Here is a 26,711-nt window from a genome sequence, read left to right on the forward strand (position 1 = left end):
CTCTCATTAAAATTCTCAGTGTCTTTTTATCTGGCAGGCACAACCCATGCAATTTATCCCAGAGCAGTCCTATCGAATCGCCGGTTTCTCGCCGTCCATCAATCCGGCATTTCGCCAAAAACTCATGGCGCTTGGCCTGTTGCCCGGCTCCACGTTTCAACTAATCCGCGTGGCTCCGCTCGGCGATCCGGTACATATCGAAATGCGGCGCGTCAGCCTGATGCTGCGGAAAAAGGATCTCTCTCTGCTTCAGCTGGAAGTGATTAACGCGGCCGGAGACGTGGCATGAAAACCCTCACCATTGCGCTGACGGGGAATCCGAACGTCGGTAAAACCACCCTGTTTAACCAGCTTACCGGTTCGCGCCAGCGAGTCGGCAACTGGGCGGGCGTGACCGTCGAACGCAAAGAGGGGCACTTCCTGACGGAAAAACATCGGGTGCGCCTGGTGGATCTTCCGGGCTGCTATTCGCTCACCACCCTGTCAGCACAGGCGTCGCTGGACGAGCAGATCGCCTGCCAGTATCTGCTGGAGGGCGAAGCCGACCTGGCGATCAACGTGGTGGATGCCAGTAACCTGGAGCGTAATCTCTACCTGACGCTGCAACTGCTGGAGATGGGGCAGGCCTGCATTGTGGTATTGAATATGCTGGATATTATCGAAAGCCAGCAGACGAAAATGGATCTTACTGCGCTGGAGCAGGCGCTGGGCTGCCCGGTGGTGCCGATGGTATCCACGCGCGGGCGCGGCATGGAGGCGCTGAAGCAGGCCATTGACCGCTATATGCCTGAGAAAACCCGGCTGACGGTTCCGTATCCCGCGCCGTTGCAGCCGGTGCTGGAGGCGTTAACGGCGGCGCTGCCCGCCTCGACTCCGCCACGGCAGAAATGCTGGCTGGCGCTGCAAATACTGGAAGGCGATATCGGCAGCCAGCAGCAGGCTCCCGCTGCGGCTGCGCTGTTACCCGCACTTCAGCAGCAGCTGGGGGACGATGCCGCGCAGACCATTGTCAGCTGCCGCTATCAGTTCATCGAAGCACTGTGCCAGCGGGTGATTCATGAGGCTGGCCGCCGCGCCGTTTTCAGCCAGCGTCTGGATCAGCTGACGATGAACCGCTGGCTCGGCGTGCCCCTCTTTCTGCTGGTGATGTACCTGATGTTTTTTCTCGCCATCAATCTTGGCGGCGCGTTACAGCCGCTGTTTGACCTCGGATCGGCGGCGATCTTTATTCAGGGCACACAGTGGCTGGGGGCCACTCTGCATCTGCCGGTCTGGCTGACGCTGTTCCTGGCTCAGGGTGTCGGCGGCGGGATCAATACCGTCATGCCGCTGGTGCCGCAGATTGGCATGATGTACCTGTTCCTGTCCCTGCTGGAGGACTCCGGCTATATGGCGCGCGCGGCGTTTGTGATGGACAGGCTGATGCAGGCGCTCGGCCTGCCGGGTAAATCCTTTGTGCCGCTGATCGTCGGCTTTGGCTGTAACGTGCCGTCAGTGATGGGCGCACGCACGCTGGACGCACCGCGCGAGCGGCTGATCACCGTCCTGATGGCTCCGTTTATCTCCTGCGGCGCAAGGCTGGCTATTTTTGCGGTTTTTGCTGCGGCTTTCTTCGGCCAGCGCGGCGCGCTGGTGGTGTTCAGCCTCTATCTGCTGGGCATCTGCGCGGCCATTGCCACCGGCCTGCTGCTTAAACACACTCTGATGCGCGGTGCGGCCAGCCCCTTTGTGATGGAACTCCCGCTGTGGCACGTACCGCACGCGAAAAGCCTGCTGCTGCAGACTTGGCAGCGCCTGCGCGGGTTTGTGCTGCGCGCCGGGAAAGTGATCGTGATGGTCAGTATGTTCATCGGCGCGCTGAACAGCTTTTCATTCAGCGGCCAGCCGGTGAACCATCTTAATGACTCCGCGCTGGCCAGCGTCAGCCGCACCCTGACCCCGCTGCTGGCCCCGATCGGGGTACATAATGATAACTGGCAGGCGACCGTCGGTCTGCTGACCGGTGCGATGGCGAAAGAGGTGGTGGTGGGGACGCTTAACACCCTGTATACCGCCGAAGCCCTGCAACAACCATTTGATGCCAGCCAGTTCAGCCTGAGCGCTCAGCTGTATGACGCCGTGCTGGAAACCTGGCAGGGCATTAAAGCCACCTTCAGCCTCAGCGTGCTCGCCAACCCGATTGAAGCGAGTAAAGGCGATGCCGAGATGGCCAGCGGGGCCATGGGCACCATGCACAGCAAGTTCGCCAGCGACGCCGCCGCCTACAGTTACCTGATTTTTGTCCTGCTGTACGTGCCCTGCGTCTCGGTGATGGGAGCGATTGCCCGCGAAAGCAGCAGCCGCTGGATGCTGTTCTCAATTTTATGGGGCCTGGACCTGGCGTATTCGCTGGCAACGCTGTTTTATCAGCTGGCCAGCTTCCACCAGCATCCGGGCAGCAGTAGCCTGATTATCGCTATTGTGCTGCTGTTCAACGCGCTGCTGCTGGCCGCACTGCGCCGTATCAGGGTTGGACCCGCGCCGATCCCGGTCAAAAACATTATCCGCGACGGCTGTGCGGACTGTAGCCGCAACGGCGGCTGCCATTAATCCGCGCGCTGACCGCGTGCAGGGGTTGCGATTTTTTGACCAGCGTCTACAGTGAAAAATAACGCCTGAATTCTTCACTCGCGGTGGCCTGCTAAATAATAATGGATATTATCAATAACTTAATAGATAAAATCTACGAATATGCGTTTCCGCCATCGTGCCTGCAGCGGCTGCATACGCTGATTGACGATGCGCGGCAGCATATTCCTCATCCGCGTAAGGCCCACTGGGATGAAAAAGACGTGGTGCTGATCGCCTACGCTGACCAGTTTCACGCGGAGAACGCGCCGACGCTGACCACCTTCACCCGCTTCTGGCAGCAACACCTTGCGTCCAGCTTCAGCCTGGTGCATCTGCTGCCCTTTTTCCCCTACTCCTCCGACGATGGTTTCTCGGTGATGGATTATCATCAGGTTAATCCACCGTGCGGCAGCTGGCAGGAGATCGCCGATCTGCGCCAGCACACGCGGCTGATGTTTGATTTTGTCTGCAACCATATGTCGGCCCACAGCGCGTGGTTCCGGCACTATCTGGCACAGGATCCCGGCTGGGATGATTTCTTTATCAGTATGCCCCCCGCCACCGATTTAAGCGCCGTTACCCGCCCGCGCACCTCGCCGCTGCTGACGCCGTTTGAGATGGCCGACGGCGAAACACGCTTTATCTGGAGCACCTTCAGTGCCGACCAGATAGATCTGAACTTCGCCAACCCGGAAGTCCTGATTGCGATGGTTAACGTGCTGCTGGATTACCTGCAAAAAGGGGCCGACTACGTGCGACTCGACGCCGTCGGCTATCTGTGGAAAACCCCCGGCACCTCGTGTATTCATCTGGAAAAAACCCATCAGCTGGTGAAGCTGTTCCGCGCCATTGCTGACGAAGTGGCGCCGGGAACCGTGGTGCTGACGGAAACCAACGTGCCGCACCAGGACAATATCAGCTACTTTGGCAACGGCCGTGACGAAGCGCAGATGGTGTATCAGTTTTCCCTGCCGCCGCTGGTGCTGCATGCCATCCATAATGGTTCATCGCGGGCGCTGCGCCAGTGGGCCTCGTCACTCGACGGCGGCAGCGGGACCACCACCTTCTTTAATTTTCTCGCCTCCCACGACGGCATCGGCCTGAACCCCCTGCGCGGTATTCTGCCGGAAACCGAGATCGTTTCGCTGGTGCGCGACCTGGCGATGGAAGGAGCGCTGGTGTCGTATAAAAATAACCCGGATGGCACCACCAGCCCTTACGAAATCAACGTCACCTATATGGATGCGCTGAACCAGAAAGACGACGACGACGATACGCGACTGCGCCGTTTTCTGCTGGCTCATGCGCTGCTGCTGGCCTTCCCCGGCGTCCCGGCGATTTACGTACAAAGTATTCTCGGGTCGCGTAACGATATTGAGGGCGTTAAAGCCGCTGGCCATAACCGCGCCATTAACCGGCAGAAATATGCCGTCGGCGAGATTGAGCAGGCGCTGACCAGGAAGGATTCGCTGCGCCAGCGCGTCTACTTCGCCCTCAGCCAGTTGATCCAGTTACGCACCCGTCAGCCCGCCTTCCATCCCGATAACCCGATGAGCATCATCGACAGTGATAATTCACTGCTGGTGCTGAAACGTCAGGCCAGAGATGAACAGGAGTCGCTGTGGTGCGTGTTTAACCTCAGCGGCAAAGCGGCCAGCTTCACGCTGCCGGAGGGGCGCTGGTATCGGGATATCGTCAGTGGCGATCGTATTGATGGCGCGCAGGGACTGCGGCTGGAGGCATGGGCGTTTCACTGGCTGAAAATCTGAACCTGCCCGACGGCAAGCGGGCAGGCAATACCGCTTACCGGTACACTTCAGCCAGGGCGTGATCGCGGTTACCCTCCTGGGCGGCAATGATCACGTAGTATTTCCCTCCCAGCGCATCCGCTTTTTGGGATAACCGTGCGTTGGCGTCCATCGGGTCACTCGTGGAGTTCGTCGTCACGGTGCCGATCTTTTCCAGCTTCATCTCCTGGGCTTTATCCCGGTCTATCTGCTCCGCTGCCCCGGCATTAAACGCCACAAGGGCAGTGAACAACAGGGCAGAAACAGCGACTGGCTTTTTCATACAACCACCTCTCCTTAGGTCAGCCTTTCCAGTTAAGCCTGGCAGCGAAATTTCACTGCCTCGTCCATTATTGTCCCGGCAGAGAAAAGCAGCAACGTTGTGAATTGTTGCAAAAAATGACCACTGGCACCGCCGCGTCATGTCCGGTATTCAGGGCCGCAGTGTCGTGCAGAAATCAATCACCTGCTGCGAGAAAATCTCCGGATGGGAAATAAACGGCGCATGGGCGGCCTTGTCGATCAGCACGCTGCGGCTCGCGGGCCAGCGCTCATCCAGCAGTGGGATAATGTTGCGCGGCACCAGTCCGTCCAGCGCACCGTAAATGCGCAGCAGCGGCACCGCCAGTGCTTCCATTCCGCTGCGCAGATCGGCCGTTTTCAGGATCTCCAGACCGCCGTTCAGTACCTCCTCCGTTGGAACCGGGCGTTCAAAAACCACGCTTTTCAGGGCTCGGGCATCCTGACGTGCGCTGTCGGTGCCCAGCGTTTGCAGCGCCAGAAAACGCTCCACCGTGCGCTGGAAATCTTCACTCAGCTGCTGCTGAAAATTGGTCAGTGTCTCCGGCTTGATGCCTGGCCAGTCGGCTTCGGCACTGAAACGCGGCGAAGACGCGACGCTAATCAGTCCGTTTACCCGCTCTGGGGAATCAAGCGCTATCTGGCTGGCGACCAGCCCGCCGAGCGACCAGCCCAGCCAGGTCGCCTGCGCCGGGGCCTGCGCCGCAACCCGTGCCGCCATCTCTGGCAACGTCATTGCCGGGAAGCCCTGACTGTGACCATAGCCGGGCAGATCCACCAGGTGCAGACAAAAATGTGCGCTGAGTCGATTGCTGATGCAATGCCATACCCCGGCGTTCAGTCCCCATCCGTGCAGCAGCACAAGATGGCGATCGCCGCGGCCAATGGTCTCCCGGTGAAGCGTACTCATGGGTTATGGTCCTGTTTTTAAGATGAGGTTGCCATGCTACCAATCCCGGCAGGCTGTTGGCTATGCCTGATGCCGCTCGCCGATTCACAGCACGGGGTGTGCAGCGTCTGTCTGCGCCAGTTTCTGAACCAGGCGGCCTGCTGCCCGCGCTGCGGATTGCCCAGCCGCCGGACTGACAGAGAGTGTGGCCGCTGTCTGCGTCGCCCGCCGCCGTGGCAGCGGTTAGTCCGTGTGACCCCCTGGCAGCGGCCGCTGGACCAGCTGGTGAACCGGCTTAAGTTTTATCGCACGACAGCACTTGCGGTAATGCTGGCCCGGTTGTTACTGCTATGCTGGTTAGTGCAGCGTCGGGAAACCGGGCTGCAACGCCCCGACCTGCTGCTGGTCGTGCCGCTGCATCAGCGCCGGGCGTGGCAACGTGGCTATAATCAACTGGATGATATGGCCCGCTGGCTGGCACGTCGGGTAGCGTGCCGCTATCTTCCGCGCGCCCTGACACGCGTTCGGGCTGGAAAAATTCAGCACCAGCTGGGGGCGCTGGCACGACGCAAGAATCTGCGCGGTGCTTTCAGGCTTGAAACCGATGTGCGTGGCCGGCATATCACCCTGCTGGATGATGTCGTCACCACCGGCAGCACTGTCGCCGAGATCAGCCGCCTGCTGCTGGCCCACGGCGCCGCCAGCGTACAGATATGGTGCCTGTGCCGAACCTTGTAGAGCGTCGGTGATGGGCGTATTATAACCAACGAAATTAGTCAACTATTGAGCAATCGCCATGATCCTAATTACCGACTCTGCACAAGAGCACTTCGCAAAACTGCTGTCAAAGCAGGAAGATGGCACCCAAATTCGTGTATTCGTGATTAATCCGGGTACACCTACCGCCGAGTGCGGTGTTTCCTATTGTCCGCCCGATGCCGTCGAAGCGACCGATACGGAACTGAAGTTCCCCCTGCTGTCAGCCTACGTTGATGCGCTGAGCGCCCCGTATCTGGAAGAGGCTGAGATCGACTTTGTTACCGACAATCTCGGTTCACAGCTGACGCTGAAAGCGCCAAACGCAAAAATGCGTAAAGTTAACGACGATGCCCCGTTAATGGAGCGCGTGGAGTACCTGTTGCAGGCGCAGATTAACCCACAGCTGGCCAGCCACGGCGGGAAAGTCTCGCTGATGGAAATCACCGATGACGGTCTTGCCATCCTGCAATTTGGCGGCGGCTGCAACGGCTGTTCCATGGTCGATGTGACCCTGAAAGAAGGCATCGAAAAAGAGATGCTGGCCGCCTTCCCTGAGTTGAAAGGCGTGCGTGATCTGACCGAACACCAGCGCGGCGACCACTCTTTCTACTGACAGACCCCTTCTTAACGGGGTGGGCATACCCACCCCGCAGTTTCCAGAACAACCCCTCCCGCATTTTTTAGCTCTGCTTGCCCCTGCTACGATTCCTTATGGATCTTTCAGCTTACACGTGTACACTGAAATCTGTTTTCGCAACCAGCAGGTCATTATGTTGAACAACACTGGCAGAAGAGTCGTGATCACGGGCATGGGTTTGATCAGCCCACTGGGCAATGGCGTTAACGGCAGCTGGCAACGGCTGATTGCCGGGCAGTCGGGGATTCGCCATCTTCCGGAAGAAGTCTATGGCGATACCGCCATCCGCGTCGGTGGGCAGGTTCCCTCCATTGAGCAGGATGCGCAGCACGGTTTTGATATTGCGGCATTAATCCCGGTAAAAGAGCAGCGCAAAGCTGATCGCTTTATTCATCTGGCCCTGGCCGCCGCCGAAGAGGCTATCGCTCAGGCCGGGCTGCACACCCTGACTGAAGCGGCAAAATTACGTACCGCCACGATCATTGCCACCGGCATCGGGGGTTTTCATGCCATTGGTCATGCCGTCAAAACCGTAGCCGAGAAAGGCAGTCGCAAACTGTCACCGTTTACCATCCCTTCATTCATCGCCAATCTCGCCGCCTCGCATGTGGCAATAAAATATGGCTTTAAGGGTATGCTGGGTACGCCGGTTTCTGCCTGTGCGGCCAGTATTCAGAGCATCGGTGACGGTTTCCGCGCCATTCGCTTTGATGATGCTGATATCGCCGTCGTTGGCGGCTGTGAGTCCTGTATCAACCCGGTATCGCTGGGGGGATTCCAGGCCGCCCGTGCGCTCTCTACCGACTTTAATGAACATCCGGAGCAGGCTTCACGCCCGTTTGACCAGGGGCGTGACGGCTTTGTGATGGGGGAAGGTGCCGGAGTGCTGGTGCTGGAGGAGCTGACCCGTGCTCAGGCGCGCGGTGCCACGATTCTGGCGGAAGTGGTCGGCTACGGCACCACCTCCGATGCTTACCACATCACCTCCGGTCCGGAAGATGGTGAAGGGGCCGCCCGCGCAATGAGCATCGCACTGCAACAGGCCGGGATGACGGGACGCGATGTGGACTACATCAATGCCCATTCGACCTCCACCCCGGTAGGTGACCTGGCCGAAATTAATGCGTTGCGCCGGGTGCTGGGCGACGGTGCCCGTGCGGCAATTTCGTCGACGAAATCTGCCACCGGCCATCTGCTGGGTGCTGCCGGGGCGGTCGGTGCGATCTTCTCGCTGATGGCGATGCGTGAGCAGATTGCGCCGCCGTCGCTGAATATTACCCGGCTGGACAGTGCGGCAGAAGGGTTGAAGGTGATCCGCAACGAGGCACAGCAGGTGACAATCCGCAATGCGCTGGTCAACGGCTTTGGCTTTGGTGGCGTGAACGGGTCGATCATTTTCAAAGCTTTTACCGCGTAGGGGCGAGGTATAGCCTCGCCCGCGAAGTGAACATCTGCCATAAAGGGGTCGGGTATGCCCGACCCCTATGATTTTTTGCGCCGCTGATTGATGTCCTTAATCAACCGGTTAACCTGACTATCGGCAAACATCACCTCCTGGGTGACGCTCAGTTTACGCCGCCAGTTGGGATACTGATCGGTAGTGCCCGGCACGTTCACCGGCTCCGCCATATCCAGCCAGTCCTCCGGCTGTAGCCCCAGCAGAGCGCTGTTGCTGTCGGCAATAAAGCGCTGTAAACCCCGGTTCAGCACTGCGCTCATCGCCATTTTATCCGCCCGTTTACCACAGCGTTTTGGCACACAGCCGAAGCGGTGCAACGCTGCCAGCAGCGCCTGTTTTTGCCGGGTGCGCTGGTCAAACAGTCCGCTGAGTATCAGCTTGTCCGGGTAAACGCCAAGCGACTCACCGAGCGTGAGATCGCCGGATGTCCAGAAACCGCGCAGCGTCGGCAGATCGTGAGTGGTGGCGCTGGCCATGGCCTGGCGCGGCCACGCTGACGGCGCACGGTAGCGATCCTCGCTCTCCTGCTCAAAGTAGAGCACCTTCCATGAGTAGATCCCGTTGTCGCGCAGCTTACCGACAATCTCTTCCGGTACCGTCCCCAGATCCTCACCGATGACCATGCACTGATGGCGCTGACTTTCCAGCGCCAGGATCGCCATCAGATCGTCCACCGGATAGTGAACATACGCCCCGAAGTTTGCCGTTTCACCGTAAGGGATCCACCACAGACGCAGCAGCGACATCACATGGTCGATGCGCAGCGCACCGCAGCTCGCCATATTGGCCCGCAGCAGCTCAATAAAGGGCTGATAGCCGCGGTCACGCATCACCTGCGGATCCATCGGCGGCAGCCCCCAGTTCTGTCCCTGTGGGCCAAGGATATCCGGGGGTGCGCCCACCGAGGCTTTCAGCCGGTAAAGCTCGCGGTCACACCAGGTTTCCGAGCCCCCTTCCGCGACCCCAACGGCTAAATCACGGTACAGCCCCACCGGCATCTGATGCTGCTGGCAGCGCTGCCAGCAGGCATCAAACTGGCGGTTAGCCAGCCATTGCAACCACAGCCAGAAACGCACTTCATCCTGCTGCTCACGGCAAAACTGCTGTACCGCCTCACTGTCACCGTGCTGTAAGTTTTCCGGCCATACCGGCCAGCCCCAGCGGGTAGCATCCTCCTTCAGCAGGGCGCTGTGCAGTGCATCATAGGCAGCCTGGTTTTGCAGGCTCTCCCCCCCTTCCTCAATGAATTTCGCAAAGTCGGCCACGCTGGCCTCCTGCGCGTCACGCCCGGCAAAGTGCTGCCAGGCAAAGCGCAGTCCTTCAATTTTCAGCGCCCCGACCCGCGCGTAATCCACCCAGTCGGCGTCACGTGCGGCCTGGACTGCGGCCTGGGTGCTCTTTTTGTTCCACCAGCGCTGAGCGGCCTTATCGTGCTGAAAATCCGCGACGGCAGCCACATCGATGTACATCACGTTCAGCCAGCGGCGCGAAGAGGGACTGTACGGGCTGGCATTTTCAGGCAGCGAGGGGTAAAGCGCATGAATGGGATTCAGCCCGATAAACGCGCCGCCGCGCGTGGCGATCTCACTCACCATCCGCTGCAGATCGCCAAAGTCACCGATGCCCCAGTTATGCGCCGAACGCAGCGTGTAGAGCTGCACGCAGGCGCCCCACAGCTTATCCCCGCGCTTCAGCTCTGCCGGTTCATAGCAGCGTTTTGGCGCAATGATAATCCGGCACGGCCACTGCTTTTTACCCTGCGTCAGCTGCAGCTGGTGATAGCCTTCCGGCAGATTCGCCGGCAGCGCCAGTTTCTCACCCGCGCTGACCACGCCCTGATACGTTTTGCCCTGCTCGGTGTTTAACTGCCACTGGTAGTCTCCTTTGCCGTCCACCTGAAGCTGCTGAGCGCGCTTTTTCAGCAGCACCTTACAGGGGGGCAGCGGGGCACTGCCCGCCGTGGGACGCGCCGCCATGGCCGCCAGCAGCTTTTCCCGCGTTTCCGCAGAGACCGCTTCCGGCTGCCCGCGGGCATTGATATATTTTGCCGCAATCCCCGCCGCCGCTGCGGCCTGCTCAAACTTCTTTGCATCCATAAGCCGCTCCTTATCGTTTTGCCTGCCAGATACGCTGCTGATAGTCACGCACCGAACGGTCGGAGCTGAACATCCCGGTGCGGGCGGTGTTAAGGATCGCCGCCCGCGTCCAGGCTTCCTGGTCGCGATACAGCGCCTCCACCTTCAGCTGCGCTTCGCAGTAGCTGGCAAAGTCGGCCAGTACCAGCCACGGGTCTCCCCCTTTACCCAGGCTGTGCAGCATCATATCGAAAGCGTGCTTATCCCCACCGCTGAAGAACCCTTTTTCCAGCTCTTTCAGCAGGCTGTCGAGATGTTTATCTTTCTTACGCAGTTTAATCGGATCGTAGCCGCCCGCTTTCAGCGCCTTCACCTGATCCACCGTGTTGCCAAAGATAAAAATGTTCTCTTCACCCACCTGTTCGGCGATCTCCACGTTGGCCCCGTCAAGCGTGCCGACGGTGAGCGCCCCGTTCAGCGCCAGTTTCATGTTCCCGGTGCCGGAAGCTTCATACCCGGCGGTTGAGATCTGCTCTGACAGATCGGCGGCCGGGATCATCAGCTCTGCCGCCGTAATGCGGTAATCAGGGATGAATACCACCTTCAGCCTGTCGCCCATCAGCGGATCGTTATTGATCTTCTCTGCCACTTTGTTAATGGCGTAGATGATATTTTTCGCCAGGTAGTAGCCCGGCGCGGCTTTCGCCCCGAACAGAAAGACGCGCGGCACCACATCCAGCGCCGGGTTATCGCGCAGTCGCTTATAGAGGGAAAGAATGTGCATCAGGCCCAGATGCTGACGCTTGTACTCATGCAGCCGTTTGATCTGCACGTCAAACAGCGCGTCCGGGTTGACCACAATGCCGGTTCGCCGCACGATATACTCTGCCAGCCGCAGCTTGTTGGCGTGCTTAATCTGGCGATACCGTTTGCGGAACGCTTTATTGTCGGCAAAGGCCTCCAGCCCTTTCAGCGCATCCAGATCGTTCGCCCACTCCACGTTCAGAGTTTCATCAATCAGCCCGGCCAGCGCCGGATTACACTGCTTCAGCCAGCGGCGCGGCGTGATGCCATTGGTGACGTTATGAAATTTCTCCGGCCACAAAAGGTGATATTCCGGAAACAGATCTTTCACCACCAGTTCGGAGTGCAGCGCGGCCACCCCGTTAACGGCGAAGCCGCTGACCACGCAGAGGTTCGCCATACGCACCTGTTTATCATGCACCACGGCCAGCTTCGCCCAGACCTTCGCATCGCCCGGCCACTGCTTATCCACGATCTTTTTAAAGCGGCGATTGATCTCTTTAATCAGCATGAAATGGCGCGGCAGCAGGCTGCGCACCAGGCGCTCATCCCAGCGCTCCAGCGCTTCCGGCATTAAGGTATGGTTGGTGTAGGCAAAAGTCTGATGGGTAATGGCCCAGGCCTCATCCCAGCTTAACCGGTGCTCATCCAGCAGCACGCGCAGCATTTCGGGAATGGCGATCGTCGGGTGGGTATCATTGAGCTGAATCACCTCGTAATCCGGCAGCGTCTCAATGCTGCGCCCGGCGAGATGATGGCGGCGCAGAATATCCGCCACGGAACAGGCGCACTGGAAATACTGCTGCATCAGGCGCAGACGCTTGCCTTCCTGATGATTGTCGTTGGGATATAACACCTTCGTCAGCTTCGCGGCATCTATACCCTGCTGTTCAGCCTTGAGGAATTTGCCGTCGTTAAACAGCGTCAGGTCGAACGGATGGGCGTGCGTAGCCTGCCACAGGCGCAGCGGCTGCACCACGCCATTGCGATAGCCGGTAACCGGCAGATCCCAGGCTTCACCGCGCAGGGTGAACGCCGGATGCCAGGCGATCTCCCCATCCGCATTTTTAATCACCGTGCCGCCAATGCCGACACTCACATCCAGCGCCGCGTTATGCCGGAACCACGGGTAACGTTCGCGCTGCCAGTCGTCCGGGGCTTCACTCTGCTGCCCGTCGTCAAATGACTGACGAAACAGGCCGTACTGATAGTTGAGGCCATAACCGGTGGCCGACTGCCCGACCGTGGCCATCGAATCCAGATAGCAGGCCGCCAGCCGTCCCAGACCGCCGTTACCCAGCGCCGGATCAACTTCCTCCTCCAGCAGTTCACTGAGGTCGCACTGGTGCTGTGCCAGCGCCGCTTTGACCTCGTCATACCAGCCCAGATTAAGCAGGTTATTGCCGGTCAGACGACCAATCAGAAACTCCATGGAAATATAGTTAACGTGGCGCTGCTGCTTCCCCGTTTTTGCCACCGGCTGCGCCGCCAGCAGTTCTGCCAGCGCCCCACTGACGGCCTGCCACCACTGGTGGGAGGTCATCTCTGCGGCGCGGGCATACCCCAGGTGTTGCCATTGACGTGTCAGGGCCGCATCAAAGCGCGCCCGGTTGAATTTCTGTTGTGACATACAGTCCCTCTTAAAATAGACGGGCGAAAATGTGACCAGGCACCTTACAGTTAAGACGCCAAAACGAAAAAAAGCTCACCGCAGAATGCGATGAGCGAAAAAAAAGCCAAAACAACAAGCTAGAGGGACACAACTAACCGGACTGGCAGCCCGGATAAAGCGCACGGCAGCAGGGTGCAGAGCAGGCTGCACGCCCAACAATGGGGGAAAGGGACGGAAAAATAGAGAGACTAATCTGAGTATGAGTGAATTCGTAAAACGCGCCAGTCGCGGGCGGCCCTTTTTTTGGCCGCCCGCTGCCGGGTTAGCAGAGCTCCAGATGAACGTCGTGCTGCTCGATGGTTTTCATCACGCCCGGAGGGGGGGCCTGGTCGGTGAACAGATAGTCGATTAATCCCATGTTGCCGAGATTTACCATCGCGTTACGGCCAAATTTAGAGTGGTCAGCCACCAGCATCACGCAGCGGGAATTCTCGATAATCGCCCGCTTGGTGCGCACTTCATGATAGTCGAAGTCCAGCAGTGAACCGTCCATATCAATGCCGCTGATACCGAGAATGCCGTAATCGAGACGGAACTGGGAGATATAGTCGAGAGTGGCCTCCCCCATAATACCGCCGTCACGGGTGCGAACCTCGCCCCCCGCCAGGATAAGGCGAAAATCGGGCTTCGCCATCAGCAGCACGGCCACATTGAGATTGTTGGTCACTATGCGCAGATTGCTGTGGTTCATCAGTGCGTGGGCCACCGCTTCCGGCGTGGTGCCGATATCAATAAACAGAGATGCCCCGTCAGGGATCTGGCTGGCAACGCGCTGGGCAATGCGCGCTTTCTCGGCCGACCACATCATTTTTCGGTCCTGCCAGGCGGTGTTTTCTGAACTGGAAGGCAGCGCCGCGCCGCCGTGATGGCGCTGAATTTTATTCTGCTCGGCCAGCTCGTTTAAGTCGCGGCGAATGGTTTGCGGACTGACGTCAAAATGTTCGACCAGCTCTTCGGTGCTGACATATCCCTGGCGACGCACCAGTTCGATGATGGCGTCATGTCGTTGTGTCTGCTTCAAGATCTTCCCCTTTTACCGTTTTATCTGACGCGTATCGACAAAGGCCATCACCAGCCCGACCAGCAGCCCGGTAACGTGAGCAGCATTGGCAATCGACAGGCCAAACCAGCCGAAATAGCCCACCAGCAGCCAGAGTACCGCGAAAGCCATCAACCCGCGCTGCAGGTAGATGCCGCGTTCAGGGCAGCGCTCACCGCACAGCCAGGAGTAGCCCATCAGGGCATACACCACGCCGGAAAGGCCACCAAACAGCACGCCGCTAAATTTCGCCTGCATCCAGCCGCTGAGCAACGCGGAAATCAGCATGATAACAAACAGCTTACCGCTACCGAGCAGCTTTTCCAGCGTGCCGCCAAGATACCAAAACCACATCAGGTTAAACAGAATGTGCAGTAACGAGAAGTGCAGCAGCGCATGGCTGAACCAGCGCCACAGTTCAAAATGCTGGTCTGCGTCGGGCCAGGAGAGCAGGCTCATCACCGCCTGGTCGCCGAATACCTGCATCAGAATAAACACCAGAATACAGGCGGCCATCACCAGCAGGGTTAACGGCCCGGCGCGTTCACGCACGTTCGCCAGCAGTGAGGTGTGCTGATAATGAATACCGCTGTCGGTGGTGCCTGACTGCCAGCTTGCCGCCTGATAGCGCACGTGGTTGGGGTCACGGATAAACTGATTAAGTTCGTTTTCGACCACGCTGAACTGGGATTCATCATCGAGCCACAGCGTATAGCCGCCGTCGTGCTCAATGCGCAACGTCACGCCGCGCGTCGCCATGTAGTCGACAAACGCCTGAGCCGGGCGCAGATGAGTAAAATGGGTGATGCGCATAATAGAAGCGGCTTCCTTACAATCTAACCAGACAAAGCGGACAGTATAACGATTTCCCCTTACAGATTGCAGGGGAAAGCGCCTGGCCTGCGATAAGTTACGCGTTATCCACCTGCTGGGGGAATGCCGTGCGCCAGGCTTCAAAACCGCCGTCAATGCTGTAAGCCGACGTAAAGCCCTGATTCAGTAAATACTGCGCAGCACCTTTACTGCTGTTGCCGTGATAGCACATTACCAGCACCGGGGTGGTCAGCGGCGCTTGGGCGATAAAGGCCGGCAGGGAATCATTGGTCAGATGGAAGGCTCCGCTGGCGTGGGCCGCAGCAAAACTCTGCGGGTCGCGAATATCAACCAGCAAAGCCTGCCCTGCGGCCAGCTTCTGCTGCGCCTGCGCTACGTCGATGCACTCAAATTGTTCCATGGTGGGTTCTCGTCAAAAGCTAAAAAAGTGACCAAATTACCCCCATTGTAGCCTGAAGCAGGCGCACAATAACCCGGCAGTCAGCAGGGAGATCGTCTTTTTCTTGCAGCAATTATGTTACCTGCATCACGCATAAATGTTTTTATTAGGTTAACGCTGGCGTCAATGTGGCTTTACGATTACTATAATGTTCGAAAACGAACATTATTGAAAGATTCCGAACATCGGAGGAGATGACGTGGAAACCAAAGACCTGATCGTAATCGGCGGCGGCATTAACGGTGCCGGTATTGCGGCTGATGCTGCCGGGCGCGGACTGTCGGTGCTGATGCTGGAGGCGCAAGACCTCGCCTGCGCCACCTCTTCCGCCAGTTCTAAATTGATCCACGGTGGCCTGCGTTACCTGGAACACTATGAATTCCGCCTGGTCAGTGAAGCACTGGCCGAGCGCGAAGTGCTGCTGAAAATGGCCCCGCACATCGCTTTCCCGATGCGTTTCCGCCTGCCGCACCGCCCGCACCTGCGTCCGGCGTGGATGATCCGCGTTGGCCTGTTTATGTACGACCACCTCGGAAAACGCACCAGCCTGCCGGGCAGCAAAGGGTTGCGTTTTGGCTCAGATTCGGTGCTGAAGCCCGAAATCGTGCGCGGTTTCGAATATTCTGACTGCTGGGTGGACGATGCCCGTCTGGTGGTACTGAACGCGCAGGAAATTGAAAAGCGCGGCGGCGAAGTGCGTACCCGCACTCGCGTGACGCGTGCCTGGCGTGAAAATGGCCTGTGGAACGTGGAAGCGGAAGACGTCGATAGCGGCAAAACCTTCACCTGGCAGGCCAAAGGCCTGGTGAATGCGGCGGGTCCGTGGGTGAAACAGCTGTTTGACGACAGCCTGAAGCTGAAGTCCCCTTACGGCATCCGTCTGATCAAAGGCAGCCACATCGTGGTCCCCCGCGTTCACACTCAGAAGCAGGCTTATATCCTGCAGAACGAAGACAACCGTATTGTGTTCGTGATCCCGTGGATGGATGAGTTCTCGATTATCGGCACCACCGACGTCGAGTACAAAGGCGACCCGCATAACGTCAAAATCGACGATAACGAAATCGACTATCTGCTGACGGTGTTTAACGCCCACTTTAAGAAAGACATCAGCCGTAACGATATCGTCTGGACTTACTCCGGTGTGCGCCCGCTGTGTGATGATGAGTCTGATTCCCCTCAGGCAATTACCCGCGATTACACCCTGGACGTGCATGATGATGCGGGCCAGACTCCGCTGCTGTCGGTATTCGGCGGTAAGCTCACAACCTATCGCAAGCTGGCAGAGCACGCGATGGAGAAACTGAGCAAATACTACCCGCATGCGGGTGCAGCCTGGACCAAAAGCTGTGTGCTGCCGGGCGGTAACTTCGCCGGTACGCCTCAGGATTACGCCGCAACGCTGCGTCGCCGCTTCCCGTTCATCACCGAAGCGATGGCGCGCCACTATGCGCGTACCTACGGCAGCAATACGGAATTAGTGCTGAAAGACGCCACCAGCCTCGACGATTTGGGCGAGCTGTTTGGCCACCACTTCTATGAAGCGGAACTGCGTTACCTGGTCGAGAAAGAGTGGGTGCGCGTGACCGACGATGCCATCTGGCGCCGGACGAAAGAAGGGATGTGGCTGAACGAAGAGCAGCAGGCGCGGATTACCGCATGGCTGGCCGAGCACGGTAAAAAACCTGCGGCGTTATCGCTGGCCTCATAAAAACAGGGGCGACCGGAAAAAAGGGTCGCCCCCTACGGAATCCAGACAAATTCTCCATCGCTAAGCGTCCGATAGCATTCGATTCCAGGGCCCGACCTTCTGTTAAGGTCGGGCCTCTCCTTCCCGCTTACAACCTGACCGGTTTAATCCCCCAGATCTCATCCGCATACTCCTGGATGGTACGATCCGACGAGAAATACCCCATATTGGCAATGTTGTGTACGGCACAGCGCGTCCACTCATCCTGATTGCGGTAGAGCTTATCGACCTTATCCTGTGTATCAACATAGCTGCGATAATCAGCCAGCAGCTGATAGTGGTCGCCCAGGTTCACCAGTGAATCAAAGATATTGCGGTAACGTCCCGGCTCCTGAGGGCTGAAGACGCCGGTAGCAATCTGCGTCAGCACCTGATGCAGCTCAGCATCCTTCTCGTAAAAATCACGCCCGTTGTAACCGCTGGCACGCAGCGCTTCAACTTGCGGCGTGGTGTTACCAAAGATAAAGATATTCTCTTCACCGACGTGATCCTGCATCTCGACGTTCGCCCCGTCCAGCGTACCGATGGTCAGCGCACCGTTCAGCGCGAACTTCATATTACTGGTGCCCGACGCTTCCGTTCCTGCCAGCGAGATCTGCTCTGAGAGATCCGCCGCCGGAATAATGATCTGCGCCAGGCTGACGCCGTAGTTAGGAATAAAGACCACTTTCAGCTTATTCTTCACCTGCGGATCGTTGTTGATCACCTGCGCCACATCGTTAATCAAATGAATAATATGCTTCGCCATAAAGTAGGCCGAAGCGGCTTTCCCGGCAAAAATATTCACTCGAGGCACCCAGTCAGCCGTCGGATCAGCTTTGATGCGGTTATAGCGGGTAATCACGTGCAGCACGTTGAGCAGCTGTCGCTTGTACTCGTGAATACGCTTGATCTGCACGTCAAACATGGCGCGCGGGTCAATAACGATATCCATCTTCTGGCTGACCCAGGCGGCAAGGCGCTTTTTATTAGCCAGCTTGGCGCTGCTGACCTGCTTAATAAACTCCGGGTAGTCGATGTGCTGTTTCAGTTCATCTAACTGACTCAGCTCGGTACGCCAGTTACGGCCAATCGCCTCATCCAGCACGTCGGACAGCGCCGGGTTGGCCAGTGCCAGCCAGCGGCGCGGTGTCACGCCATTGGTTTTATTGCAGAAACGGCCAGGGAACAGACGGGCAAAATCAGCGAACAGCGACTGCACCATCAGATTGGAGTGCAGCTCAGAGACGCCGTTAACCTTGTGACTGACCACCACTGCCAGCCAGGCCATACGAATGCGGCGGCCGTTGTTCTCATCAATAATCGAGATACGCGACAGCAGCTCCCAGTCATCCGGGTAGTATTCCTGAATGGTTTTCAGGAAGTAGTCATTGATATCGAAAATGATTTGCAGATGACGCGGTAAAATTTTGCCAATCATATCGACCGGCCACGTCTCCAGTGCTTCCTGCATCAGCGTGTGGTTGGTGTAGGAGAACACCTGGCAGGTGATTTCGAACGCATCATCCCAGGTGTATTTATTCTCGTCGATCAGCAGGCGCATCAGTTCAGGGATGGCCAGCACCGGATGCGTGTCATTCAGGTGCAGCGCAATCTTATCGGCCAGGTTGTCGAAGGTCTGATGCATCGCCCAGTGGCGGTGAAGAATATCCTGCACCGTGGCAGACACGAGGAAATACTCCTGCCTCAGGCGCAGCTCACGCCCCGAATAGGTGGAATCATCGGGATAGAGCACGCGAGACACGTTTTCCGAATGGTTTTTATCTTCCACAGCGGCAAAGTAATCGCCCTGGTTGAATTTCCCCAGGTTGATTTCATTACTGGCCTGCGCGCCCCACAGCCGCAGGGTATTGGTAGCATCCGTATCGTAACCCGGAATGATCTGGTCGTAAGCGGTGGCCAGCACCTCTTCGGTTTCCACCCAGCGTGCGCGGCTGCCCTCCTGCTGGATACGCCCGCCAAAACGCACTTTGTAGCGGGTATTAAAGCGCTGGAACTCCCACGGATTACCGTATTCCAGCCAGTAGTCCGGCGACTCAGCCTGACGACCATCAACGATATTCTGCTTAAACATGCCGTAGTCATAGCGAATGCCGTAACCGCGCCCCGGCAGGCCCAGCGTCGCCAGTGAATCAAGGAAGCAGGCGGCCAGACGCCCCAGCCCGCCGTTGCCCAGCCCCGGATCGCTCTCTTCTTCAATCAGGTCTTCAAGATCAAAGCCCATCTCTTCCAGCGCCGACTTCGCATCGTCATAGATGCCCATCGCCAGCAGTGCGTTCGACAGCGTGCGTCCGACCAGAAACTCCATCGACAGGTAATACACCTGGCGTACATCCTGCGACAGCTGAGCACGGTTCGAGCGCAGCCAGCGCTCCACCATGCGGTCACGCACCGCCAGCAGGGTGGCGTTGAGCCATTCATGCTTGTTAGCAATAGACGGGTCTTTGCCGATGGTAAACATCAGCTTATAGGCTATCGAATGCTTTAGTGCATCTACACTGAGCGTCGGTGAGGCATAGGAGAAGGGTGCGTTCATATCAAATTTCCCATTTTCTGGTTACAACAAACGTTGATAGAGATCGCGGTAGGCCACTGCCGCCACCTGCCAGCTAAAATCCATCCCCATGGCCTGGCGCTGAACATAGCGCCACAGTGAGGGGCGGGACCAGAGAACAAAAGCACGTCGGATAGCCCGCAATAAAGACCAGGCATTACTGTCTTCAAAGGCAAAACCGCTGGCGATACCATCCGCCAGATTTTCAAGAGAGCTGTCATTGACGGTATCAGCCAGCCCCCCGGTACGCCGCACTAACGGCAGCGTACCGTATTTCAGCCCGTACAGCTGCGTCAGACCACAGGGCTCAAAACGACTTGGCACCATAATCACATCGGCCCCGCCAATAATGCGGTGAGAGAAGGCCTCGTGATAGCCGATCTGCACCCCCACCTGCCCCGGATATTCGGCGGCGGCGGCCAGGAACCCCTGCTGCAATTCGGCATCACCCGCCCCCAGCAACACCAGCTGGCCGCCCTGCTCCAGTAACCCCGGAAGAGCTTCCAGCACCAGGTCGAGCCCTTTCTGTTTAGTTAAACGACTGACTACAGCAAAGATCGGCGCTTTTTCGTCGATCTTTAGCCCCATAGTGATTTGCAGCTGCCGTTTGTTCTCAAGCTTGGCATCCAGCACATCACGGTTGTAGCGGGCATTCAGTAGCAGATCCTGCTCCGGGTCCCAGATAGCCGGATCGACGCCGTTGAGGATCCCGGTCAGCCGCCCTTCCAGCTGGCGCTGCTTCAGCAGATCTTCCATGCCGTAGCCATACTCCGGCTGGGTGATCTCACGCGCATAGGTCGGGCTGACCGCCGTAATATGATCGGCATAGAACAGCCCGGCCTTGAGGAAGGAGATCTGTCCGAAGAACTCCAGCCCGTGCATAGTGAAGAATGACGGCGGGATCTGCAGCAGGTCCAGATGCCGGGCATCAAACAGGCCCTGATACGCCAGGTTATGCACCGTAAACACCGATTTGGCCGGACGCCCACGCGCGGCCAGATAGGCACAGGCAAGTCCGGCATGCCAGTCGTGCGCATGGACCACATCCGGTCGCCACCAGTTATCCAGACCACACGCCAGCTCACAGGCCATCCATCCCAGTAGCGCAAAGCGCACGTGGTTATCAGGATAGGCATACTGCGACTCGTCGTGATACGGGCTGCCCGGCCGGTCATACAGGCCGGGGGCATCTATCAGATAGATCCCGACGCCATCATAGTGACCAAAGAGTAACTCGACATAGCCGGCAAAAGTTTGCAGCCCTGCGACCACCTGGGTATTGGTGATGGCTTTAGTCAGAGCGGGAAATGCCGGTAATAACACCCGCGTATCCGTCCCGTCTGCAATTTGCGCTGCCGGTAATGCCCCAATAACATCAGCAAGTCCGCCGGTTTTAAGCAGCGGGAAAATTTCTGAACAGACGTGTAGCACCTGCATTATCGGCTCCTTTGTACTAACACCAGCCTAATTTCGCCAGCATGGTCCTGGTAACCAGAACAATCCCTTCTTCAGACCGGTGGAAACGCCGGGCATCATCATCCGGGTTTTCGCCAATCACCGTTCCTTCTGGCAGTACACAGGCGCGGTCTATCACACAGCGACGCAGGCGGCAGGAGCGTCCCACCTCCACATCCGGCAGTAATACCGACGACTCAATATTGCAGAAGGAGTTAATCCGAACCCGTGAAAACAGCACCGAGTTCACCACCACAGAACCAGAGATAATGCAGCCCCCTGATACCAGTGAATTCATTGTCATACCGTGGCTGCCGGAACGGTCCTGCACAAACTTGGCAGGGGGCAGAGGTTCCATATGGGTACGGATCGGCCAGGTACTGTCATACATATCCAGCTCTGGTGTTACCGAGGCAAGGTCCAGGTTGGCTTTCCAGTAGGCCTCCAGCGTACCGACATCACGCCAGTAAGGTTCCGCAGTTTCATCATGCTGAACACAGGAGAGGCTGAACGAGTGGGCCAGGGCTTCACCGCTGGCGACGATTTTCGGCAGCAAATCTTTGCCGAAATCATGGCTCGACTGCGGCAGCTCCTGGTCCGCTTCCAGCAGGCCATAAAGGTATTCGGCATCAAAAACATAGATGCCCATGCTGGCCAGCGCCTTGCTGTCATCGCCGGGCATTGACGGTGGGTTATCGGGTTTTTCGAGGAACTCCACCACCTTGTTATCGTCATCGACCTTCATCACGCCAAATGAACTGGCCTCGGCCAGCGGCACCGGCAGGCAGGCGATGGTGCAGCGCGCGCCGTTTTCCACGTGGTCGATCAGCATGCGCGAGTAGTCCATCTTGTAGATGTGGTCCCCGGCGAGGATCACGATGTACTGCGCGTGGTAGCGGCGAATAATGTCGAGATTCTGCGTCACCGCATCGGCCGTACCGCGATACCAGTGGTCGGTTGACAGGCGCTGCTGGGCAGGCAGCAGGTCGACAAACTCGTTCATCTCTTCATTGAGGAAGGACCAGCCGCGCTGAATATGCTGCACCAGCGTATGTGACTGGTACTGGGTGATCACCGCAATGCGCCGGATGCCCGAGTTCAGGCAGTTAGAGAGCGCAAAGTCGATGATGCGGAATTTCCCGCCGAAGTGGACCGCCGGTTTTGCCCGCTTGGCGGTGAGGTCTTTCAGGCGCGTGCCGCGGCCGCCCGCGAGGATCAGCGCCACCGTTTGTGTAGGTAATTGCCTTGCCAGCATTACAGGGTCGTTCTTATCTAATTTGACCATGTCTGACTCCTATTATGATTGTTCCTGGAACACGCACACACCGTGAGCCGCCCCATGCCAGACAGTTGACAGAATCGGGTTATCATCCCCGGCGAAGGGAGGAATGGCGTGCCATTTCCCCTGAGGTAACACCAGGTCACACACCTCTTCGGTGGCGTTGATCGTCAGCAACCAATGCTGTGAAAGCCTGATTTGCAAACGATGCTCCCCCTGCTCCCACTCTCCGGTCGTCAGCGGCTGCCCCTGGTCATTCAGCCACTCGACACTGCCGTCGCCCTCCTGCCACCAGCGATCCTGCTGCAGTGCCGGAATACGACGGCGCAGATGGATTAGGGCGGCGGTGAAGGCGAACAGCCCCCGGTCGTGATGCTGCCAGTCAAGCCATGTCAGCGGATTATCCTGGCAGTAAGCATTGTTGTTGCCGTGCTGGCTGTGGCCGTGCTCATCACCGGCCAGTAACATCGGTGTGCCCTGTGCCAGCAGCAGCGTCGTCAGCAGGGCATGTACGCTGCGGCGGCGATGCTCCACAATCAGCAATGGCGCATTCAGTCCTTCGTAGCCGTGGTTATGGCTGAAATTATTGTTGCTGCCATCGCGGTTATCTTCACCGTTGGCCTCATTATGTTTGCGATCAAAACTGACCACATCACGCAGCGTGAAACCGTCATGCGCCGTGATCAGATTGATGCTGCTGGAAGGGCGCCTGCCGCTGTGGTCAAAGACATCACTCGACCCGGCAAAACGGCGGGCGAAGTCGCCGTTAGACAGTTCACCGTGTAGCCAGTAGCGCCGTGCGCCATCGCGGAAATGGTCATTCCACTCGGCGAACGGCGGAGGGAAATTGCCCACCTGATAGCCGCCGGGGCCAATATCCCAGGGTTCCGCAATCAGCTTGCAGGCCGACAGCAGCGGGTCAGCGGCAATCGCCAGAAACAGCGGCGCCGTCTGATGATAGTCCGGCGTGCGCCCCAGCACGGTGGCAAGGTCAAAGCGGAAGCCGTCAACATGGCACTCTTCCACCCAGTAGCGCAGGCAGTCGAGCATCCATTCCATCACCTGTGGATGGCTGAGATTCTGCGTATTACCGCAGCCCGTCCAGTTCTGGTACTGCCCCTGCCCGTCCAGCCAGTAGTAGCTCTGGTTATCAATACCGCGCATCGACAGCATCGGGCCGGTCTCTTCCAGCTCGGCGGTGTGGTTAAACACCACGTCGAGGATCACTTCAATTCCGGCCTGATGCAGGGCTTTCACCGCCTGCTGAAACTCCTGACGCGGATCCTGACCTGACGCATAGCGCCCCTCCAGCGCGTAACAGGCCAGCGGGTTGTAACCCCAGTAGTTGGTTAACCCCTGGCGCAGCAGACGCGGCTCACTGGCGAAGCAGGCCACGGGTAGCAGTTCAAGGCTGGTGATCCCCAGACGCTGAAAATAGTCAATCATCACCGGGTGGCCGAGAGCCGCATAGGTGCCGCGTATTGCCTGCGGAATATCAGGATGCTGGATTGTCAGGCCACGCACGTGGGCCTCATAAATCACCGTGCTGCCCCAGGGCACACGCGGTGACGCATCCTCTTCCCAGTCAAAATCATCCGCCAGCACCACCCCTTTCGGTGCCAGCGCTGCGCTGTCCTGCACATCAGGCTGATCAACACCGCACTGGAAGCTCGGGTCGTCGCTCACCTCTCCCTGCACGCCATGCGCACAGGGGTCCAGCAGCAGCTTGGCGGGATTAAAACGCTGCCCCTGCTGCGGCTGCCACGGACCGTGTACGCGGTATCCATAACGCTGCCCCGGCTTCCCGGCGGGCAGATAGCCGTGCCAGATATCTCCGGTGCGCGCCGGGAGATCAACGCGGGTCTCATTGCCGCTGTCATCAAACAGGCACAGCTCAACGCGCTGCGCATGCTGCGAAAACAGGGTGAAGTTGATCCCTTTACCGTCGTAACTGGCTCCGCGCGGCGCAGGGAGCCCCTCGCGCAGCGGCATCATTGCGCCTCCCGCACCAGCCACAGCGTTGACAGCGGCGGCAGGGTCAGGCTCAGCGAGTGGCTGCGGTTGTGACTGCCCCAGTCATCGGTATGGATCACGCCGAAATTGCCGTGATTGCTGCCGTGATAGTGTTCAGAGTCAGTGTTGAGCACTTCGCGCCAGCGCCCGGCGCCTGAGACGCCAAAACGATAGTCATGGCGCGCCACCGGGGTGAAGTTACTGGCGACAATCAGCTCATTACCGTCGCGATCGCGGCGCACAAAGACAAATACCGAGTTATCAAAATCATCCACCACCAGCCACTCAAAGCCCGCCGGGTCGAAGTCCTGCTGATAGAGCGGCGGATTATCGCGATAGGTATGATTCAGGTCGCGCACCAGGCGCTGTACGCCGTTGTGCCAGTTGTCGTCCCCTTCCAGCAGGTGCCAGTCGAGGCTGGTATCGTGGTTCCACTCTTTGCCCTGAGCGAACTCATTGCCCATAAACAGCAGCTTTTTACCGGGGAAGCCAAACATCCAGCCGTAGTAGGCGCGCAGGTTTGCGAACTTCTGCCACGCATCGCCCGGCATACGGTCGAGAATTGAGCGCTTGCCGTGCACCACTTCATCGTGCGACAGCGGCAGCACGAAGTTTTCGGTGTAGTTGTACAGCATCCCGAAGGTCATCAGGTTGTGGTGATGGCGGCGGTAGATCGGGTCAAGCTTCATGTAGTCGAGGGTGTCGTGCATCCAGCCGAGGTTCCACTTGAACCAGAAGCCCAGGCCGCCCGTCTCCGGTGGCCGCGACACGCCATCAAAATCAGTCGACTCTTCTGCCACGGTAATCGAACCGGGAGCCGCGTGACCGAGGGTGCGGTTGGTGTAGCGCAGGAAGGAGATCGCCTCCAGATTTTCGCGCCCACCCTCGTGGTTCGGTACCCACTCGCCTTCAGCACGGCTGTAGTCGCGATAAATCATTGATGCCACGGCATCCACGCGCAGACCGTCAATGCCGAAGCGCTCGACCCAGTACAGCGCATTGCCGGCGAGATAATTACTAACCTCACGGCGACCAAAGTTATAAATCAGCGTGTTCCAGTCCTGATGGAAACCTTCTCGCGGATCCCCGTGTTCATACAGCTCGGTGCCGTCAAACTTCGCCAGGCCAAAATCATCCGAAGGGAAGTGGCCAGGCACCCAGTCCAGCAGCACGTTCAGCCCGGCATTGTGGGCGGCCGTGATAAAGGCACGGAAATCGTCGCGCGTACCGAAACGCCGCGTGGGCGCATACATTCCCAGCGGCTGGTAGCCCCAGCTCCCGTCGAAAGGATGTTCATTGATTGGCAGCAGCTCAAGATGGGTAAAGCCCATCTCTTTGGCATAAGGAACCAGCTGCTCTGCCAGCTCTTTGTAACTCAGCCAGAAGTGGTTATCGGTGTGACGACGCCAGGACCCAAGATGCACCTCATAAATCGAGATGGGCTGATCGAAACCATTGGCGCGCTGGCGTTCCGGCGACAGCGTGGTTTTCTCAGGAATACCGCAGATCATCGAGGCCGTCTGCGGGCGCATCTGCGCCTCAAACGCATACGGGTCGGCCTTCAGCCGCAGCTGGCCGTCTTTGTCGATAATTTCGAACTTATACAACTGCCCCGGACGAGCGGCAGGGATAAACAGCTCCCAGACGCCAATTTCACGACGCAGGCGCATCGGGTGCCGGCGTCCATCCCAGTAGTTAAATTCACCGACAACGGAAACACGCTGAGCATTAGGAGCCCAGACGGCAAAGCGGGTACCGATAACACCATCTATGACATCGGCGTGCGCACCCATGGTTTCATAGGGGCGCAGATGGGTACCTTCCGCCAGCAGCCAGCTGTCCATTTCCGGCAACAGCGGGCCGAAGCGATAGGCATCATCGATCAGGTTTTGCTGACCGTGCCAGGTGACAGCGAGCTGATAACGGAACGGATTCTTGCGTCGGGGTATCACCCCCTGAAAAAAACCGCGCGCATCCCGGCACTCCAGCTGGGCACATTGATTACCCGTACTGGGATCGATGACCCAGACTTCACTGGCGTCCGGTAACAGTGCGCGTACCTCCAGCCCTTTATCGGTTTTATGCATACCCAGCAGTGAAAAGGGGTCAGCAAAATGACCAGAGACTAAAGCATTAATCACACGTCGATCCATAAGCTCTGACATGACTTTCTTCCCGTGATGACTGGCAGGCGACTGGCTGAAACCCTGACTGCGGCTGTCCCCAGTGCGCTGCTCTTCATTGAGCCCAAAGCATGCTGACCGGCAGAGATGACCATCCACTGGGAAAAAAACTACCGCAGCATGCGTAAAATGACGTAACGAAAATAATAATCTTTTAGGGACAGTGGCTTTTA

Annotated in this window: 19 protein-coding genes; 7 read left to right on the forward strand and 12 right to left on the reverse strand. The window is 58.1% G+C overall.

The genetic code is table 11. From position 1 onward, the window contains the following. The first annotated feature begins 46 nt into the window (after positions 1–46). From feoA to ABEH87_RS12770, 3 genes are all read left to right on the forward strand, one after another. Positions 47–289 (forward strand): ferrous iron transporter A, encoded by a 243-nt coding sequence (gene feoA / locus ABEH87_RS12760; RefSeq protein WP_346576751.1) that lies wholly within the window; start codon positions 47–49, stop codon positions 287–289. Next, positions 286–2,589 (forward strand): Fe(2+) transporter permease subunit FeoB, encoded by a 2,304-nt coding sequence (gene feoB, locus ABEH87_RS12765; protein WP_346576752.1) that lies wholly within the window; start codon positions 286–288, stop codon positions 2,587–2,589. Before feoA ends, feoB begins: the two co-directional genes overlap by 4 nt. 101 nt (positions 2,590–2,690) lie before the next feature. Continuing rightward, on the forward strand, positions 2,691–4,379 hold the full coding sequence (locus tag ABEH87_RS12770; protein ID WP_346576753.1) for an alpha-amylase family glycosyl hydrolase: 1,689 nt from the start codon (positions 2,691–2,693) through the stop codon (positions 4,377–4,379). Positions 4,380–4,413: 34 nt separating this feature from the next. On the opposite strand, the gene ABEH87_RS12775 is transcribed toward ABEH87_RS12770, so the two are convergent. Beyond that, entirely contained in the window at positions 4,414–4,680 is a 267-nt protein-coding gene (locus ABEH87_RS12775) for a DUF1471 domain-containing protein (protein ID WP_346576754.1), read from the reverse strand. A 150-nt stretch (positions 4,681–4,830) separates the two neighbouring features. Further along, complete coding sequence (gene bioH / locus ABEH87_RS12780) at positions 4,831–5,607, reverse strand: pimeloyl-ACP methyl ester esterase BioH (protein ID WP_346576755.1); 777 nt, start codon at positions 5,605–5,607, stop codon at positions 4,831–4,833. Between the two features lie 33 nt (positions 5,608–5,640). On the opposite strand from bioH, the gene gntX reads away from it, so the two are divergent. The 3 genes from gntX to fabF all read left to right on the forward strand — a co-directional run bounded on the left by gntX (position 5,641) and on the right by fabF (position 8,399). Next, entirely contained in the window at positions 5,641–6,324 is a 684-nt protein-coding gene (gene gntX / locus ABEH87_RS12785) for a DNA utilization protein GntX (protein WP_346576756.1), read from the forward strand. A 58-nt stretch (positions 6,325–6,382) separates the two neighbouring features. Beyond that, positions 6,383–6,958 carry a Fe-S biogenesis protein NfuA gene (gene nfuA / locus ABEH87_RS12790; RefSeq protein ID WP_346576757.1) on the forward strand — a complete coding sequence of 192 codons (576 nt, stop codon included), beginning with the start codon at positions 6,383–6,385 and terminating at the stop codon, positions 6,956–6,958. Positions 6,959–7,115: 157 nt separating this feature from the next. After that, the gene (fabF, locus tag ABEH87_RS12795; protein ID WP_346576758.1) at positions 7,116–8,399 is read left to right on the forward strand and encodes a beta-ketoacyl-ACP synthase II; all 1,284 of its coding nucleotides are present in this window, start codon (positions 7,116–7,118) and stop codon (positions 8,397–8,399) included. Between the two features lie 65 nt (positions 8,400–8,464). On the opposite strand, the gene malQ is transcribed toward fabF, so the two are convergent. From malQ to glpE, 5 genes are all read right to left on the reverse strand, one after another. Next, the gene (malQ, locus tag ABEH87_RS12800; protein WP_346576759.1) at positions 8,465–10,537 is read right to left on the reverse strand and encodes a 4-alpha-glucanotransferase; all 2,073 of its coding nucleotides are present in this window, start codon (positions 10,535–10,537) and stop codon (positions 8,465–8,467) included. 10 nt (positions 10,538–10,547) lie between these two features. Continuing rightward, entirely contained in the window at positions 10,548–12,950 is a 2,403-nt protein-coding gene (gene malP / locus ABEH87_RS12805; protein WP_346576760.1) for a maltodextrin phosphorylase, read from the reverse strand. Between the two features lie 304 nt (positions 12,951–13,254). Further along, on the reverse strand, positions 13,255–14,013 hold the full coding sequence (locus ABEH87_RS12810) for a DeoR/GlpR family transcriptional regulator (protein WP_346576761.1): 759 nt from the start codon (positions 14,011–14,013) through the stop codon (positions 13,255–13,257). 12 nt (positions 14,014–14,025) lie between these two features. Then, on the reverse strand, positions 14,026–14,844 hold the full coding sequence (gene glpG / locus ABEH87_RS12815; RefSeq protein WP_346576762.1) for a rhomboid family intramembrane serine protease GlpG: 819 nt from the start codon (positions 14,842–14,844) through the stop codon (positions 14,026–14,028). A 97-nt stretch (positions 14,845–14,941) separates the two neighbouring features. Beyond that, positions 14,942–15,265, reverse strand: a complete 324-nt coding sequence (gene glpE / locus ABEH87_RS12820) for a thiosulfate sulfurtransferase GlpE (protein ID WP_346576763.1) — start codon at positions 15,263–15,265, stop codon at positions 14,942–14,944. A gap of 238 nt (positions 15,266–15,503) precedes the next feature. Here glpE and glpD point away from each other — a divergent pair, with 238 nt between their 5' ends. Continuing rightward, positions 15,504–17,015 (forward strand): glycerol-3-phosphate dehydrogenase, encoded by a 1,512-nt coding sequence (gene glpD / locus ABEH87_RS12825; RefSeq protein ID WP_346576764.1) that lies wholly within the window; start codon positions 15,504–15,506, stop codon positions 17,013–17,015. 127 nt (positions 17,016–17,142) lie between these two features. Here glpD and glgP read toward each other — a convergent pair whose 3' ends face one another. From glgP to glgB, 5 genes are read right to left on the reverse strand one after another with little or no spacing between them, the layout of a single operon-like run. Continuing rightward, positions 17,143–19,590, reverse strand: a complete 2,448-nt coding sequence (gene glgP, locus ABEH87_RS12830) for a glycogen phosphorylase (RefSeq protein WP_346576765.1) — start codon at positions 19,588–19,590, stop codon at positions 17,143–17,145. 21 nt (positions 19,591–19,611) lie between these two features. Then, complete coding sequence (gene glgA, locus ABEH87_RS12835; RefSeq protein WP_346576766.1) at positions 19,612–21,045, reverse strand: glycogen synthase GlgA; 1,434 nt, start codon at positions 21,043–21,045, stop codon at positions 19,612–19,614. Positions 21,046–21,061: 16 nt separating this feature from the next. Then, the gene (gene glgC, locus ABEH87_RS12840; protein WP_346576767.1) at positions 21,062–22,348 is read right to left on the reverse strand and encodes a glucose-1-phosphate adenylyltransferase; all 1,287 of its coding nucleotides are present in this window, start codon (positions 22,346–22,348) and stop codon (positions 21,062–21,064) included. 12 nt (positions 22,349–22,360) lie between these two features. Further along, the gene (glgX, locus tag ABEH87_RS12845; protein WP_346576768.1) at positions 22,361–24,337 is read right to left on the reverse strand and encodes a glycogen debranching protein GlgX; all 1,977 of its coding nucleotides are present in this window, start codon (positions 24,335–24,337) and stop codon (positions 22,361–22,363) included. Then, on the reverse strand, positions 24,334–26,520 hold the full coding sequence (gene glgB / locus ABEH87_RS12850; protein ID WP_346576769.1) for a 1,4-alpha-glucan branching enzyme: 2,187 nt from the start codon (positions 26,518–26,520) through the stop codon (positions 24,334–24,336). The genes glgX and glgB overlap by 4 nt, the downstream gene beginning before the upstream one ends. Positions 26,521–26,711: the final 191 nt, after the last annotated feature.

Origin of the sequence: Erwinia sp. Eh17-17 (assembly GCF_039675725.1) — a bacterium.
Classification (GTDB): domain Bacteria; phylum Pseudomonadota; class Gammaproteobacteria; order Enterobacterales; family Enterobacteriaceae; genus Erwinia.

Excerpts from the sequence above, each read along its gene's own strand:
- feoA (WP_346576751.1), top strand. The coding sequence starts at position 47 with ATGCAATTTATCCCAGAGCAGTCCTATCGAATCGCCGGTTTCTCGCCG.
- feoB (WP_346576752.1), top strand. The coding sequence starts at position 286 with ATGAAAACCCTCACCATTGCGCTGACGGGGAATCCGAACGTCGGTAAA.
- ABEH87_RS12770 (WP_346576753.1), top strand. The coding sequence starts at position 2,691 with ATGGATATTATCAATAACTTAATAGATAAAATCTACGAATATGCGTTT.
- ABEH87_RS12775 (WP_346576754.1), bottom strand. The coding sequence starts at position 4,680 with ATGAAAAAGCCAGTCGCTGTTTCTGCCCTGTTGTTCACTGCCCTTGTG.
- bioH (WP_346576755.1), bottom strand. The coding sequence starts at position 5,607 with ATGAGTACGCTTCACCGGGAGACCATTGGCCGCGGCGATCGCCATCTT.
- gntX (WP_346576756.1), top strand. The coding sequence starts at position 5,641 with ATGCTACCAATCCCGGCAGGCTGTTGGCTATGCCTGATGCCGCTCGCC.
- nfuA (WP_346576757.1), top strand. The coding sequence starts at position 6,383 with ATGATCCTAATTACCGACTCTGCACAAGAGCACTTCGCAAAACTGCTG.
- fabF (WP_346576758.1), top strand. The coding sequence starts at position 7,116 with ATGTTGAACAACACTGGCAGAAGAGTCGTGATCACGGGCATGGGTTTG.
- malQ (WP_346576759.1), bottom strand. The coding sequence starts at position 10,537 with ATGGATGCAAAGAAGTTTGAGCAGGCCGCAGCGGCGGCGGGGATTGCG.
- malP (WP_346576760.1), bottom strand. The coding sequence starts at position 12,950 with ATGTCACAACAGAAATTCAACCGGGCGCGCTTTGATGCGGCCCTGACA.
- glpG (WP_346576762.1), bottom strand. The coding sequence starts at position 14,844 with ATGCGCATCACCCATTTTACTCATCTGCGCCCGGCTCAGGCGTTTGTC.
- glpE (WP_346576763.1), bottom strand. The coding sequence starts at position 15,265 with ATGGAACAATTTGAGTGCATCGACGTAGCGCAGGCGCAGCAGAAGCTG.
- glgP (WP_346576765.1), bottom strand. The coding sequence starts at position 19,590 with ATGAACGCACCCTTCTCCTATGCCTCACCGACGCTCAGTGTAGATGCA.
- glgA (WP_346576766.1), bottom strand. The coding sequence starts at position 21,045 with ATGCAGGTGCTACACGTCTGTTCAGAAATTTTCCCGCTGCTTAAAACC.
- glgC (WP_346576767.1), bottom strand. The coding sequence starts at position 22,348 with ATGGTCAAATTAGATAAGAACGACCCTGTAATGCTGGCAAGGCAATTA.
- glgX (WP_346576768.1), bottom strand. The coding sequence starts at position 24,337 with ATGATGCCGCTGCGCGAGGGGCTCCCTGCGCCGCGCGGAGCCAGTTAC.
- glgB (WP_346576769.1), bottom strand. The coding sequence starts at position 26,520 with ATGTCAGAGCTTATGGATCGACGTGTGATTAATGCTTTAGTCTCTGGT.